Below are 14,390 nucleotides of genomic sequence, written 5' to 3'. Positions count from 1 at the left end.
ATTTCGCTTGTACGCATTCGCCATCGCCGCCGCTGCAGTACTGAGCGCCTGTGAAACACCGTACCGTTTGCCGACCGAGCAGGAAAGCCGGGCGCAGGTCACCGTCGAGTCGAAGGACGACGTGGTCATCAACAACCTCAATGCAGAGGGCTGCTACCGCGGACGCACCGAACTCAAGGGCGCGATGTTCATCCGCGCGGGGGAAGAGGCGCTCATCGAGTACCACGGCCGTGCCGCGTGCCGGATTTCGTTTTCGTTCCTGCCCGAGGAAGGCAAGCGCTACCGGATCGTCGGGCAGTCGTTCCGAAACCTGCGCGAACGCTTCGAGGCGCGCCGCGACATCGAGAGCAAGCAGGGCATCGCGTACGAAGCCTGCGGGGTGAACCTCTATCGGGAAGAGGAGAACGCGCAACTCGTTTCAATGAAGCCGCAGCGGCGCGTCATCAGCGCACTGCCGACCTGCGCAAAGTTCATCACGCCGGAGGAGCGGCAGCAGGTTCGGGTGCCGCCGCCGTTCAAGTAGACGGGGCGGCGGTGTTCGATTCAGTGCGCGCTATTTGCCTCGGATGGCCGGCAGGCCAGACACTGACGCAAGGTTGCGCTTCCTGAGTGTTGAAGCGAGCGATGCACGAGACGTGTGTGCATCTAGGGTTCGTCCGAGTTTTGGCGGCTGCGAGGCAGACGCTGCGGTCAACAGCAGTCACTTCGGGGCGGTGCGGAGCTCTTCGAGCTGCTCCGCGACCGTCTTGCAAAACAGGTCCGATATCACGCCCATGATGCTGCCTGGAGGAAAGTAAGACGGCTGCTGTGGTTCTGGATGAGTCATGGTCACACGGCCATCACCCATCGCACCCGAATATTGGATATTGGAAAGCGTTTGCACGCTCTCCTTTTGGCAATCGATTTCGTAGAAAGACTTGTACGACCGATACCCGCTCTTTTGCGCTTGCTTGAAGGACCAGAGTGTCCACATGCGATAGACGTCGTCCGCGGGCAATCGAACCGACTTGATATCGACGTAGATCGCGAGATCGCTCTCGGTGTAGATCTTTTTCCACTCGGCCTCGGCCTGTGATGCTGTCGCCGAAAGTGCAAGAGCGACTGCTGCCAGTAGGTGCTTGACCAATTCTTCTCCTCGTTTGGAACCTCGACACCACAACGCGCCGCCAAGATAGCGCCGCCGACTGCAATGCGCGGATTGGGTCCTTCCTATCACGGGCCGCGGCCTTCCGGTAGCCGGGGGTGAGTTCTTCGCTGCGCTGAACATGTAAGCCCTCTCCGGAGGGCTTTTTCTTGTCGTCACCTCACCGGAAATTCTTGCGGGCGAGGAGCACGGCGCAACTCTTGACTAGCGGTTTTGCTGCCCGCGCGCGAGTGCTCTGTCGTACTGCCGATCACATTCGCTCAACGAAGCGACGCCGCCCGACATGAATGCCGTCTCACACACCTTTCGCGCCGCCATTGCATCAGCCTTGTACTGAGGGATGCTCGCGCCGAAGGCCAGGAACGCCAAGAAGATCGCGAGCGGCCCCCAGAGCCACCACTTGAAGCGCTTGAACTTCGCGCCGCACTGCGGGCACGCGGCTGCCTTGTCGCTGATTTCGGCGCCACACTCTTTGCATTTGACCAATGCCATTTCCTCGCTCCTTTCGTTCGAGCCACCATCGTAACCTTCGGTTGTGGAGCCCTGCGGCTCGGGGTTGTGTAGCGTTCAGAGGGGGTGAGATCGCCGCCGCTTTCATGCTGCGCGACGCGATGTGACACGGGGGCGGAAGGATGCCGTTGGACTACCTTGCACTGCCCCATGTGCATCCGAGCCAAGTGCAAATCCCACGTGGTACCAAATCCCGGTTTTGGTCTTCCTGTGAGTTGGATTGAGTTCAGAAGCGAAATCCCTAGGAGGCTAGCGACCCAAGAAATCAGGTTGGAAAGTAGCGCTAGCGGGAAAACGATCCCGTGCCAGATGCCGGAGAGGAGGCCGCAGGGATCGGCCACCGCATCGGCGGTGTAGTGAGTCGCGCACCAGCGTCTTGCGCTTGCCGCTGACTGAATGGTCCATCCGGCAGTACTTCCCAGCCGCCTTCACCAGCTGCGTCGTCGTGAGGCAAAGAAAAACCCGCTACGCCTTGGAGCGTGCGGGTTTCTGATGTGGCGTGAGACGCCGTGATCCGGGTCTTTGGTGCCTTCGACAGGAATCGAACCTGTATCTGAGTCTTAGGAGGACCCCGTTCTATCCATTGAACTACGAAGACGGTGTACTCGCTGGCCGTGCGAGGGGGTGCAGTTTATCGCGTCGGGAATGTGTCCCACCGGCCTGCCTGCTATTTAGCGGATGTTCGAGAGAAGGTCTTTCTCCAACTGGCCGGTCGATCGGCAGCTGACCGGCTCGCTCGAATTGTCAGCGCGCGGGAAGCTGGCCGATGTGTTTGTGTTGAATGCGACGTTGGTCGCTCCATTGTTGACCGAGCGACCGTGGACGTCGCGTGTCGTCTGCTCGAGCCGCAGTGCGTATCGCGTATTGGCTGAAACACGCGTTTGTTCCGGACCGATCTCTTCGAAGATCAGGTTGACGCGCCCGTCGAGATTCATTTGCCTGCTCAGGAAGAACAAGTTGGACGTCATGATCTCGTAGTCCATCTGCTGCCTGGCGGCTGGGAAGTCATAGGTCCGTTCGCCGCGCGCATTCTTGACATAGGAGACGATGCGCCCGCAGTCCACATACTTTTCCGGGTCGCCGGAATAACTGATATTGATCAGGCCGGACGACTTGTCCAAGTTGTTGATCACGAAGAATTCCTTCCCCAATTGGGGAACCGCTGCATCCCATACGGCTTGGCGCGATTTGTTGATGACCTTCGTGTTCTCCACGGACGTCGGCGTTGTCGGACGGACGTAATCCAGCTTTCCGGCGCAGCCGGCAATGACCGCCAATGAGGCAAGGGCGGTAGCGACTCTGATCATTTTTTCTCCTCGTTGAGCCGTTACTGTAACAACGACTTTCACGTGCCCCGCACGGATCGCCCCCACCCTCAGTCGTACTTCACCGTGTAGATCAGGTCCACCCCGCTCGTCTGCCCCGCCTGGCCCCGCAGCGTGAGGCGCTTGGTCAGGTCGTAGAAGATGAAGAGGGTGCCGAAGGTGCCGCCCAGGCTGCGCTCGTAGGTGATGTAGAAGTCCTTGGACAACCGCTTGCCCAGCGTGACGGCCGACTCGCGCAAGTCGCCGCCGTTGCCGGGGCCCTTGAAGCCGAGTTCGTCCAGGCCGAAGCGGCTGGCCAGGCTGCCGCCGGTGGTGGTGCCGCCGATCTTGCCGAGCAGCGACAGGGCGGCCTGCTGCAAGAGGGCCGACTCGCCACCGCTGGTGGCTGAGGCGCGGCCCAGGATGACCCATGACAGCGTTTCGGCGTCGGACAGCGCGGGCTCCGCATAGAGCTTCACGCGGGGCGACTGCGCGGAGCCGGTGATCTGCACGCCGGCGCGCTGTGCGATGTTCGGGCGGATGGCCAGGATGTCGAGCGCGGGGTTGTCGAAGGGGCCGTTGAAGCGCGCGATGCCGGTCTCGACGTCGAGCTGCTGGCCGTAGGCGCGGTACTGGCCCTTCACGGTCTTCACTTCGCCGGTGATGCGTGGCGGGGCATCGAGGCGGGTGCTGCGGATTTCCAGTTCGCCCTCGAGCCGCGTGGTGATGCCGCGGCCCTGCACGGCGAAGTCGTCGCCGAGGTCGAAGGTGACGACGATGTCGGGCGGCTTGGCGGTCTGGGGCTTGGCGGCCTTGGCCGCCTGGGCGTCGGCCTTGGCGGATTCGCGCTGCGCGGCCTCGGCGGCGGCCTTGTCCTTGGCGGCCGAGCGCACGACGACGTCGCTGCCCAGGCTGGGTGCGGTCTCGTCGGGCAGGATGATGACGGCGCGGTCGGTCTTGAGCTTGCCGCGCACGTTGAACTGGCCGTCGTCCAGCCGCGCCTGCAGGTTGCCCGACAGCGACACCTGGCGGTCGGTGCGCACCAGCACGCGCAGGGCGCGCAGCTCGGCCTGCAGGGCCATGCGGATGCCGGTGCTGGTCGTGCTGTTGTTGCTGCCCCAGCTGAGGTCGCCGCGCGCGGTGAGCGAGCCGCCGTCGGTGCGCGCTTCGCTGGCGGCGGTGCTGCGGTTGCCGCTCTGGCCGCCGATGCGCGCGTTGCTGCCGGCGCCGCCCTTGAGCGTGAACTCGGTGATCTCCAAGCGGTCGCCGGTGAGCGAGGCGCGCAGTCGGCCGTCGCGCAGGTCGAGGCCTTCGACCGGGGCGCGCAGCGCGAGCTGGTCGGCGCCGAGCGTGCCGTTCCAGCGCGGCGCGGTGCGGCTGCCCGACAAGGTGGCGTTGGCGTCGAGCGTGCCGGCGATGCGCCAGCCGGGCGGCGCGAGCATGGACCACACGCCCAGGTTGGGCAGCGCGGCGCGCAGGGTGCCGTTCAAGGGCGCGTCGGGCGCCCACTGCCAGCCGCCGCTGCGCTGCTGCATGCGGGTGCCGAGCTCGGCGTCGAGGCGGCCGGCGCGTTCGCTGTCCCAGGCCAGGGTGGCGCGCACGGCGTCGCCTTGCGCGTCGAGCTGCAGTTCGGCGCGGCGCAGGCCGGCCGGTGTGGCAGTGACGTCGACGCCGTTGACCTCGTTCTTGCCGCTGGCCGAGCTCATGGTGCGTTCGCTCGCGGTGCCGGTTCCGGTGCTGGTGATGCGGGTGACGAGCGCGGCCTCGCCGGCCTGCACGCGGATGTCGCCGCTCTGGCGTGCGAGCCGGGCCTTGGCGCGCAGGGTGTCGCCGGCGTCGATGTCCCAGTCGCCGTTGAACAGCAGGTCGCCGCTGATGCCGAGTTCGCTCAGCGTGGCGTTGGCGCCGAACGCGCCGGCCCAGGCCATCGGCAGGCCCTGCATCTGGCCCTTGGACTGCAGGCGGAACACGCGGTTGGGCGCGGCGCCGCTCTGGTTGAAGCGCAGCGGCTGCCAGTCGATGCGCACGGTGCCGGGCAGCGGGCCGCGCAGGGTGGCGTCGGCGGCGGAGGCTTCGACGTCGAGGCGGTTGTCGGCGGCGCGCACGGTGGCCGTGACTTCGCGGCCCAGCTCCAGCACCCAGGGGCCCTGGCCGGGGCGCGCGGTGGCGGTGTCTTGCGCCTGCAGGCGCAGGCTGGCGAGGGTGGCGCGCCACTGGTTGGCGCTGGCGAGGCCGCCGCTGGCACGGGTGTCGAGCGCCAGCTTCTGCGTGCCGGTGGTGGCTTCGCCCTTGAGCGTCAGCGTGGCCTGGGCGATGCTGCCGGCGAGGTCGGCCTGCAGTGCGCGCAGTTGCACATTGGTGGCCGTGCCGCCGGGCTGGGCGGCGGGCAGGTTCAGATCGAGGCGCGGCACGGCGAGCGCGGCCTTGAGGCTGGGCTCGGCGTTGCCGCGCGCGGCAGCGCCGGGGTTCTCGATGCGGCGCTGCACGGTCTGCCAGCCGCCTTGCCAGCTGGCGTCGAGGCGGGCGCTGCCCTTGGCGCTGGCGTTCGCGAACACGGCTGACAGGCCCGGCAGGCCTTGCACCCAGCGCTGCAGCACCTCGGCGTCGTCGATGCGCGCCTGGAGGTCGCCGCCGCCGGTGGTGGGCGCGATGCGGCCGTCGAGCTGCGCGCTGCCGCCCGGCAGCGAGAGGGCGAGCTTGCCGCTGGCGGCCTGCTCGGCCACGCGCACCTGCAGCTTGCCGTCGATGCTGGCGCGCATCGCTTCGACACGCAGCGTGCGCAGGTCGAGCACCTGGTCTTTCCACTGGCCCTGCGCCAGCGCGCGGTCCAGGCCGAAGCCGGGCAGCGCTTTGCTGCCGGCGCCGCCGTTGCCTTCGGCGCGGAGGGCCACGTCGAAGACGAGGGTGTCGGAGTCTTCGGCCTGCCGTGCGCTGATCTGCCCGCCGACGGGCGCGCCCGACAGCTCGCTGTACAGCGCGCCGGGCCGCACGCCGCGCACGGTGGCGCGCACCTGCCAGGGCGAGGGCGCGGGGCTCCAGCTGCCTTCGGCGTCGATGCGGCCGCCGCCCGCGCGCACGGTGGCTTCGGGCACGGTCCAGGTCGTGCCGTCGAAGCCGACCTGCGCCTGGACCTGCTCGACCGGCAGTTTCTGTTCGTCCCACGGGCCGGCGACGGCGTTGCGGATGTCGGCCGAGGCCTTCCACGCGGCGGGGCCGGTGGCGGCGTCGGGTGCGAGCTCGACGGTGCCGGTGAGCCGGGTCCGGGGCGCGCCGGGCCAGAGGCTGGCGGCGTCGACGTTGCGCAGGTCGGCCTTGGCGTCGACCACGGGCTGCGGCAGCCAGGGCGCGATCTGCGCGCGCAGCTGGGCGGTCATGGGCGCTTCGGTGTCGGGCTCGGTGGGCTGCAGGTCGGCGGCGACCTGCAGGCGCGCCTCGGGGCCGGCCAGCGTGCCGTTCACGGAGGCCTTGGCCTGCACCTCGATGTGACGGTCTTCGGCGAGCGGGGCTTTCACGCGGCCGTCGAGCGTGGCGTCGAGCGCCATCGGCGCGGGGCCTTGCAGCCGCACGCGGGCGCTGTAGTGGCCGTCGGCGATGTCGACGCCTTCGATGTCCAGCGCGTGCTGCGCGCCGAGGTAGCTGTAGCGGCCTGCGAGGCCTTTGGCTTCCAGCGCGGGCGGTCCGGCCCAGCGCACCTCGTCGATGCGGAAGGGCACTTCGGCCACTTCGACGGGCAATGCAACCTGCGTGAGCGGCTCGGTCGGCGTGTCGCTGGGCGGGCCGCGGCGTTCGATCGACAGGCTCGCCGCGTGGATCTCGCCGAGCTGCACCTTGCGCTGGAACAGCGGGGCGAGTTGCCAGCCGAGCGTGGCGTCGTTCACCTCGACCGCGAGGCTCTCGCTTTGCCACTTGAGCCAGCCGATGCGACCGCCGGTGCGCAGCGAGCCGGTGACGTCGCGGCTCTCGAGCGTCTGGCCTGCGGGCAGGCGCTGCGCGGCTTGGGCGAGCGCGAAGGCCAGTGAGGTGTTCGAGCCGAGCCACCACCAGGTGCCCGCGGCGAGCAGCAGCACGACGAGCAACAGACCCGCCAACGTCCAGCCCAGCGCGCGCAGCACGCGGCGGGTGCGCGAGCGGGGACGGGGCGTGGCTGTGGCGGGCGTGGACGGCATGAAGCGGGTCAGAAGGTGAAGCCGAGACGGAAGTGCAGGCGGAATTTCTTCGAGTCGACGCCGTAGGCCAGGTCGGCCTGCACCGGGCCGACCGGGCTGCGCCAGCGCGCGCCGACGCCCACGCCGACCTTGGGCTTGAGCTCGCCGGGCTTGTCGGCCACGGCGCCGGCATCCACGAACACCACGCTCTCCCATTCGGTGAGCTTGTCCTTGTAGACGAAGGGGCGCTGCCATTCGAGGCTGGCCACGCCGAGGTAGCGGCCCGCCACGGTCTTGCCGTCGGCGCGCACGGTGCCGATCTGCTTGTAGCTGTAGCCGCGCACGGTGGTGTCGCCGCCGGTGAGGAACATCAGCGTGGACGGGATCTGCGCGCTGTCCTTGGCCGCGACGGCGCCGGCCTCCAGGCGCATCTGCAGCCGGCTGCGGCGCGCGCGGGCGTTCCTGTCGTCGGCCGCGCCCAGCGGCAGCACGCCGAGCCAGCGCGCGTAGGTGCGCGTGAAGGGCACCTGCTGGCCGGTGAGCGTGTAGCCCGCGGCCATTTCGAGCGCCAGGCCGTAGCCGCGCGAGGGCGCCGCGTTGTCGTCGAAGTAGCGCCCGGTCCAGCCCCAGTTGGCGGTGACGGCCGAGGCCGAGGGCGGGGCGTCGGTGCCGCGGTTGTGGGCGTAGTCGTACTGCAGGAAGTAGCTGCGGTCGATGTGGTCGCTGGACTTGTTGCGCCCGCCGCGCAGCCGGCCGCTGTCGACCACGTAGCTGCCCGACTGCTCGCTCTTGAGTTCGCCGCCGGCGAACCAGCGCCAGCCCCGGTCGTCGGGCACGGCGTTCCACTCGGTGCCCAGCGACTGGATGTCGTTGTCCAGCGAGAGCCGCGACACGGCGCGCCAGCCGAGCAGCGGCATGCGGTTGTGGGTGTGGTCGATCGACAGGCGCGGGCCGTTGTCGGTGGTGAAGCCCACGCCCATCACCACCTTCTGCAGCGGCGCTTCGCGCAGCTGGGCGATCACGGGCGCGGCCAGCGGCGTGTGGCTGTCGGTGTCGAGCGTGAGGAACACCGAGTCGTAGTAGCCGCTGCTGGCCAGGCGTTGCTGGGCGTCGAGCAGCTTCTGCTGGTCGTAGTCGGTGCCGGTGGGCAGGCGCGCGATGCGGCGCGCGGCATCGGCGTCGTAGCGCTCCACGCCGCGCAGCACCAGCGGGCCGAACTTGTAGGCCGGGCCCGATTGGTAGGTCACGCCGAGGCGGGCCTCGTGGCGGTCGGCGTCGATCTCGGCGCGGCTGATTTCCACGCTCCCGGTGGGAAAGCGTTTGGCCGTGAGGCTGCGCAGCGCGGTGGTCTTGGCGTCGTCCCACGCGCCTTGCGTGAAGGGCTCGCCGGCGCGCAGCGCCCAGCCGGTGCGGATGGCGTCGCGCTGGGCTTCGGCGCTGGGGTCGTTGGCGATCTGGCCGGCGTAGCGGATCTGCACGGTCGACACCTTCGTTCGCTCACCGGGCGCCACGGTGATGACGACCTCGCGCGGGGCCTCGGTGCTGTCGGGCGTTTCGTTGAGTTCGAGCGTGAGCGTGGGCGTGAAGTAGCCCAGCGTGCCCAGCAGCTCGCGCGCGTTGGCCTCGGCCGCGACCATGAGGCGCGAGACCTCGGTCACGCCCAGGTCGTCGAGTTCGCGGTAGCGCTGGATTTCGAGGTGGCGCGCGAGGTAGTCGCGCTCGGTTTCGGGGCCGCGCACGTCGACGCTGAAGGCGTTGCGCCGGCCGTCGGCCTTGGCCTTGTCGTCGTCCTTGGCGGTGTCTCCGTTGGTGTCGCCGCTGCGCACCACGCCCGCGGTGGACGCGCCCGTGTCCGCCGCCTCTTTTTTAGGCAGCAGGCTGCAGCCTTGCAAAAGCAGGACGCCGGAAAAAAGCAAAGCCGGCCACAACGCCGGCGAAAGAACGGATGCCACCCTGACCATGGGGGCATTCTGACAGCACCCGTGTGGCGGCTGCCCCCCACTTGTGCGGGGCCGCGGGTTACTTGGACAGCATGCGCATCGCCTCTTCGAGGCCGCGCAACGTGAGCGGGTACATGCGGTTGGACATGAGCTGCTGCATCACCGCGATGCTCTGGCGGTACTGCCACACGCCCTGGGGCTCGGGGTTGATCCAGGCGAACTTGGGGAAGGTGTGCGTGAGGCGCTGGATCCATTCGGCGCCGGCCTCTTCGTTGTTGTATTCGACGCTGCCGCCAGGTTGCAAGATTTCGTAAGGACTCATCGTGGCGTCGCCCACGAAGATCAGCTTGTAGTCTTTGTTGTACTTGCGCAGGATGTCCCAGGTCGCGAACTTCTCGGAGAAGCGGCGCTTGTTGTTCTTCCACATGAAGTCGTAGACGCAGTTGTGGAAGTAGTAGAACTCCAGGTGCTTGAACTCGGTCTTCACGGCCGAGAACAGTTCTTCGACGCGCTGGATGTGCTCGTCCATCGTGCCGCCCACGTCCATCAGCAGCAGCACCTTGACGTTGTTGTGGCGCTCGGGCCGCATCTTGATGTCGAGGTAGCCGGCGTTGGCGGCAGTCGAGTGGATGGTGTTGTCCAGGTCCAGCTCTTCCACATGGCCTTCGCGCGCGAACTTGCGCAGCCGGCGCAGCGCGACCTTGATGTTGCGCGTGCCCAGTTCCTGCGTGTCGTCGTAGTCCTTGTACGCGCGCTGGTCCCACACCTTCACGGCACTGCGGTTCTTGCCGGCGCCGCCGATGCGGATGCCCTGCGGGTTGTAGCCGCCGTTGCCGAAGGGCGAGGTGCCGCCGGTGCCGATCCACTTGCTGCCGCCTTCGTGGCGTTCCTTCTGTTCTTCGAAGCGCTTCTTGAGCGTTTCCATGAGCTCGTCCCAGCCCATCTTCTCGATCTTGGCCTTTTCTTCGGCGGTGAACTCGCGCTCCAGCGTCTTCTTGAGCCAGTCGAGCGGCACTTCCTTCGTGAAGTCGGTGAGCATCTCGACGCCCTTGAAGTAGGCGGCGAAGGCGCGGTCGAACTTGTCGTAGTGCTTCTCGTCCTTCACGAGCGCGGTGCGCGAGAGGTAGTAGAAGTCGTCGATGCCGTAGGCGCCGTCGGAGTTCGGGCCCACCACGTCGGACTTGAGTGCCTCGAGCAGCGTGAGGTATTCCTTGACCGACACCGGCAGCTTGGCCGAACGCAGGGTGTAGAAGAAGTCGATGAGCATGGAGCGCTCCTTGTGTTTCGTTCAGCCGCGCGGCTTGTCGAGCAGGTACAGCAGCTGGGCCTTCACCTCGGGCCATTCGCCCGCGCGCAGGCTGTACATGACGGTGTCGCGGATGGTGCCGTCGCGGCGCATCACGTGGCCGCGGATCACGCCGTCTTTCTTCGCGCCCAGGCGCTCGATGGCGCGCTGCGAGGCGAAGTTGAAGTTGTCGGTGCGCCAGCCCACCACGTTGCAGCCCAGCGTGTCGAACGCGTGCGTGAGCATCAAGAGCTTGCAGGTGGTGTTGACGTGGGTGCGCTGGCAGCGCTCGGCGTACCAGGTGTAGCCGATCTCCACGCGCTTCACGCCCGGCAGGATGTCGTGAAAGCTGGTGCTGCCCAGCACGGTGCCGCTGGCTTCGTCGGTGACGGCGAAGGCGAAGCGGTCGGCCGCCTTCAGGGCGGTCTCGATGTAGGCGCGCGTGTCCTGCGGCTCGGGCACGGAGGTGACGCGCAGCTTCCACAGCTCGCCATCGGCAGCCGCGGCGCGCAGGCCGTCTTCGTGGGTGAGTGCCAGCGGCACCAGCGCGAGGCCGCGGGCCTTCAGCGTGACGGGTTCGACGAACGCCATGTGCAAACTCTCCGTGTCTCCGTGCGGGTCTCGATGGATCTGGGGCTCAGCCGCGCGGGTCGCCGTACTTGTGCACGTACCACGCGCGCGCGGCCTGCGCACCGGCGCCGCCGCCCAGGCCGATCAGCGCAATGCCGACGATCTCGCGCGTGCCGTACTTGCTGTCAGTGCCGAAGGCGTCGAGCCCGAGCAAGAGCCCGATCCCGCGCCCGATCAGCGCGCCCACCACGAACAGCACCGCCTGGGCGATGCCCAGCTTCATCAGCTGTCTGGTGGAATGCGGTTGCCGGCTCATGGCCTAGCGGTTGTTGCGTTGCATGAAGACGAGCTTCTCGAACAGGGTCACGTCCTGCTCGTTCTTGAGCAGCGCGCCCACCAGCGGCGGCACGGCGACCTTGTCGTCCTTGCTCTGCAGGGCTTCGAGCGGAATGTCCTCGGCCACGAGCAGCTTGAGCCAGTCGAGCAGCTCGGAGGTCGAGGGCTTCTTCTTCAGGCCGGGCAGGTTGCGCACGTCGTAGAAGGTCTTCATCGCGGACGTGAGCAGCTCCTGCTTCAGGCCCGGGAAGTGCACGGCGACGATGTGCTTCATCGTCTCGGCATCGGGGAACTTGATGTAGTGGAAGAAGCAGCGGCGCAGGAAGGCGTCGGGCAGTTCCTTCTCGTTGTTCGAGGTGATGAACACCAGCGGACGGTGCTTGGCGCGGATGAGTTCGCGCGTCTCGTAGCAGTAGAACTCCATGCGGTCGATTTCGCGCAGCAGGTCGTTCGGGAATTCGATGTCGGCCTTGTCGATCTCGTCGATCAGCAGCGCGACCGGCTTGTCGGCCGTGAAGGCCTGCCACAGCACGCCCTTGACGATGTAGTTCTGGATGTCCTTCACACGCTGGCCGCCGTCCACGTCGGCCAGCTGCGAGTCGCGCAGGCGGCTCACGGCGTCGTATTCATACAGGCCCTGTTGCGCCTTGGTGGTCGACTTGATGTGCCACTGCAGCAGCGGCATGTCGAGCGCTTGCGCCACTTCCTCGGCCAGCATGGTCTTGCCGGTGCCGGGCTCGCCCTTGACGAGCAGGGGGCGCTGGAGTGTGATGGCCGCATTGACCGCCAGCATCAGGTCCTGAGTGGCGACGTAGTTGTCTGAGCCCTTGAATTTCATGAGTGGAGCGGAGGCAGGGTGGAGAAAAGAACACACTCGATCTGCATTGCGCAGTCTCTTGTGCAGCCCGCGCGAGGTTCCCGTGGGACCCTTGCATATAATCGAATGTTGATTCGAAAAACTGTATCTCCACGAGATTGTGCGCGCAAAATGAACAAGTTGTTGACCACGATGTTTGCCCTTGCTGTCGCTTGCGTGACGGTCTCGGCCCAAGCCCAACAAGTCACTGGCAAGGCCCAGGACGGAGCCAAGAAGGTCCAGATGTGCGTGGGTTGCCACGGCATCATCGGCTACCAGGCGAGCTTCCCCGAGATCCACAAGGTCCCGATGATCGCGGGCCAGAGCGCCACCTACATCTCGGCCGCGCTCACCGCATACAAGGGCGGTGACCGCAAGCACCCGACGATGCGCGCCATCGCCGACAGCCTCACCGAACAGGACATCGCCGACCTCTCGGCCTACTACAGCCAGCTGGGCGTGAAGGAAGGTGACGCACCTCCGGCCGCACCGGCCAAGGCCGCGTCCGAGAACGTCCAGGCGCTAATCGCGCGCGACAAGGACAACAGCTGCACCAAGTGCCACGGTGCCAACTTCAACACGCCGAACGACGGCACCGTGCCCAAGCTGGCCGGCCAGCACGCCGACTACCTGTTCGTGGCGCTGAAGTCGTACCGCGTGAAGAACAACCCCCACCTGGGCCGCTCGAACGCCGTGATGGCCGCACAGGTCGAACCCAAGAAGTTCACCAACGCCGAGCTGAAGACGCTGGCCACCTACATCAGCTCGCTGCCTGGCGAACTGAAGGTCGTGCCTGAATCGCGCCTGCATCACGCGCCTCAGTAAGCCAGGCCAGACTGGTATCCAAAGAAAAAGCCCGCTGATGCGGGCTTTTTTTCGTCCGGATTTTCCCGGGGGTCAGACGTCGAAGAAGGCCGTCTCGTCCGCGCCCTGCATGCGGATGTCGAAGCGGTACGTCACCGCGCCGCCTTGTTCCACGCGCTCGGCGATCAGCGTGTGGCGGCGATCGGCCGGCACGCTCTGCAGCACGGCGTCCTTCGCGTTGGCCTCGGCCTCGTCGCTGAAGTACACGCGCGTGAAGGCATGCAGCAGCAGGCCGCGCATGAGCACGATCACGTTGATATGCGGGGCTTCGCCGGGCGTTTCGGCGCCGGGCTTGACGGTGTGGAACACGAAGCGGTTCTGCGCGTCGGTGCCCGTGCCGACACGGCCGAAGGCGCGAAAGCCCAGGGCGCGCGCCTCGTCGGGCGTCTGCGGGTAGCGGCCTTCGCCGTCGGGCTGGCTGATCTCGACCAGCGCGTCGTTGATCGGGTTGCCGTCGCCGTCGATCACGCGGCCTTCGAGGCGGATGCGCTGGCCGCTGGCGGTGTCCAGCGCCAGCACGGCGTCGAAGGGCTGGTTGAAGTTGTAGCCGTACTGCGTGGCGGTGAGGCCGTAGGCGAAGTAGGGGCCCACGGTCTGCGAGGGGGTCTGGCCGAAGTCGGCTTCCTGTGCGGTCATCAATGGCATGGGGAATTCCTTTCAGCGGTTCTCGAACGGCGTTTCATCGGCGCCGCGCAGCACCATGTCGAACTGGTAGCCCAGGGCGTAGCCTTCCTCGGTGATGTCGAGGCTGAAGTCGGCAATGAGGCGGTTGCGGTAGCGCTCGGGCGTGCCGGTGACCATCGGGTCGTACTGCAGCAGCGGGTCGCCGGGGAAGTACATCTGCGTCACGAGGCGGCTGGCAAAGCTCTGGCCGAACAGCGACAGGTGGATGTGCTGCGGGCGCCAGGCGTTGGGGTGGTTGCCCCAGGGGTACGCGCCGGGCTTGATGGTGAGGAAGCGGTAGCGGCCCTCGCTGTCGGTCAGGCAGCGGCCCGCGCCCAGGAAGTTGGGGTCCAGCGGGGCGTCGTGCTGGTCGACCTTGTGCACGTAGCGGCCCGAGGCGTTGGCCTGCCACAGCTCGACCAGCGTGTTGGCCACCGGACGGCGGCGCTCGTCGAGCACCTGGCCCGTGAGGATCATGCGTTCGCCCAGCGGCTCGCCGTTGACGCGCGCGTTGCGCGTGAGGTCGTGGTCGAACTCGCCGATGCTGTCGTGGCCGTACACCGGCTGCTGCAGCTCGCCGAGCGAGGCCTTCAGCGGGATCAGGGGCTTCTGCGGGCCGCGCTTGCCGGTCGACTTGTAGCCGGGATAGATGTAGCTGGGATGGGCGTCCCAGTCGCGCGGGGTGAGGGTGGGCTGAACGCCGCCGGTCTTGGTCATGTACGTTGTCTCCTGTCGTGGGACGAATCCGAAGCCCGCACTGTAGAAGTCGCAAT

13 protein-coding genes and 1 tRNA gene are annotated in these 14,390 nt (G+C 67.1%); 2 read left to right on the top strand and 12 right to left on the bottom strand.

Annotated elements, in window-relative coordinates; translation table 11 throughout:
* The first annotated feature begins 7 nt into the window (after positions 1–7).
* The gene (locus AC1RL8_RS24935) at positions 8–523 is read left to right on the top strand and encodes a hypothetical protein (protein ID WP_492686549.1); all 516 of its coding nucleotides are present in this window, start codon (positions 8–10) and stop codon (positions 521–523) included.
* Positions 524–700: 177 nt separating this feature from the next.
* Here AC1RL8_RS24935 and AC1RL8_RS24930 read toward each other — a convergent pair whose 3' ends face one another.
* The 10 genes from AC1RL8_RS24930 to AC1RL8_RS24885 all read right to left on the bottom strand — a co-directional run bounded on the left by AC1RL8_RS24930 (position 701) and on the right by AC1RL8_RS24885 (position 12,072).
* Positions 701–1,126, bottom strand: a complete 426-nt coding sequence (locus tag AC1RL8_RS24930) for a surface-adhesin E family protein (RefSeq protein ID WP_492686550.1) — start codon at positions 1,124–1,126, stop codon at positions 701–703.
* 222 nt (positions 1,127–1,348) lie between these two features.
* On the bottom strand, positions 1,349–1,636 hold the full coding sequence (locus tag AC1RL8_RS24925; RefSeq protein WP_492686551.1) for a zinc-ribbon domain-containing protein: 288 nt from the start codon (positions 1,634–1,636) through the stop codon (positions 1,349–1,351).
* 541 nt (positions 1,637–2,177) lie between these two features.
* Positions 2,178–2,252, bottom strand: a tRNA-Arg gene (locus AC1RL8_RS24920).
* A 73-nt stretch (positions 2,253–2,325) separates the two neighbouring features.
* Positions 2,326–2,961 (bottom strand): hypothetical protein, encoded by a 636-nt coding sequence (locus AC1RL8_RS24915; RefSeq protein WP_492686552.1) that lies wholly within the window; start codon positions 2,959–2,961, stop codon positions 2,326–2,328.
* A gap of 68 nt (positions 2,962–3,029) precedes the next feature.
* Positions 3,030–7,124: a translocation/assembly module TamB domain-containing protein gene (locus tag AC1RL8_RS24910; protein WP_492686553.1), complete on the bottom strand. Its 4,095-nt coding sequence runs from the start codon at positions 7,122–7,124 to the stop codon at positions 3,030–3,032.
* A gap of 8 nt (positions 7,125–7,132) precedes the next feature.
* On the bottom strand, positions 7,133–9,064 hold the full coding sequence (locus tag AC1RL8_RS24905) for an autotransporter assembly complex protein TamA (protein WP_492686554.1): 1,932 nt from the start codon (positions 9,062–9,064) through the stop codon (positions 7,133–7,135).
* Positions 9,065–9,122: 58 nt separating this feature from the next.
* A complete protein-coding gene (locus tag AC1RL8_RS24900; RefSeq protein WP_489061630.1) occupies positions 9,123–10,310 on the bottom strand; it encodes a vWA domain-containing protein in 1,188 nt (395 codons plus the stop codon).
* A gap of 21 nt (positions 10,311–10,331) precedes the next feature.
* Positions 10,332–10,919, bottom strand: coding sequence for a GNAT family N-acetyltransferase (locus AC1RL8_RS24895; RefSeq protein ID WP_492686555.1), 588 nt, complete (start codon positions 10,917–10,919; stop codon positions 10,332–10,334).
* A gap of 46 nt (positions 10,920–10,965) precedes the next feature.
* Complete coding sequence (locus tag AC1RL8_RS24890; RefSeq protein ID WP_159279304.1) at positions 10,966–11,214, bottom strand: hypothetical protein; 249 nt, start codon at positions 11,212–11,214, stop codon at positions 10,966–10,968.
* Positions 11,215–11,217: 3 nt separating this feature from the next.
* On the bottom strand, positions 11,218–12,072 hold the full coding sequence (locus AC1RL8_RS24885; RefSeq protein WP_095746764.1) for an AAA family ATPase: 855 nt from the start codon (positions 12,070–12,072) through the stop codon (positions 11,218–11,220).
* A 150-nt stretch (positions 12,073–12,222) separates the two neighbouring features.
* On the opposite strand from AC1RL8_RS24885, the gene AC1RL8_RS24880 reads away from it, so the two are divergent.
* On the top strand, positions 12,223–12,915 hold the full coding sequence (locus tag AC1RL8_RS24880; protein WP_095948066.1) for a c-type cytochrome: 693 nt from the start codon (positions 12,223–12,225) through the stop codon (positions 12,913–12,915).
* Positions 12,916–12,987: 72 nt separating this feature from the next.
* Here AC1RL8_RS24880 and pcaG read toward each other — a convergent pair whose 3' ends face one another.
* Both pcaG and pcaH read right to left on the bottom strand, forming a co-directional pair.
* Complete coding sequence (gene pcaG / locus AC1RL8_RS24875; RefSeq protein ID WP_159279303.1) at positions 12,988–13,599, bottom strand: protocatechuate 3,4-dioxygenase subunit alpha; 612 nt, start codon at positions 13,597–13,599, stop codon at positions 12,988–12,990.
* A 12-nt stretch (positions 13,600–13,611) separates the two neighbouring features.
* Positions 13,612–14,334 (bottom strand): protocatechuate 3,4-dioxygenase subunit beta, encoded by a 723-nt coding sequence (gene pcaH / locus AC1RL8_RS24870; RefSeq protein WP_307584532.1) that lies wholly within the window; start codon positions 14,332–14,334, stop codon positions 13,612–13,614.
* Positions 14,335–14,390: the final 56 nt, after the last annotated feature.

Source organism: Variovorax sp. GW822-FHT04E09 (assembly GCF_058800845.1).
This window is presented reverse-complemented; position numbering and strand designations above follow the sequence as displayed.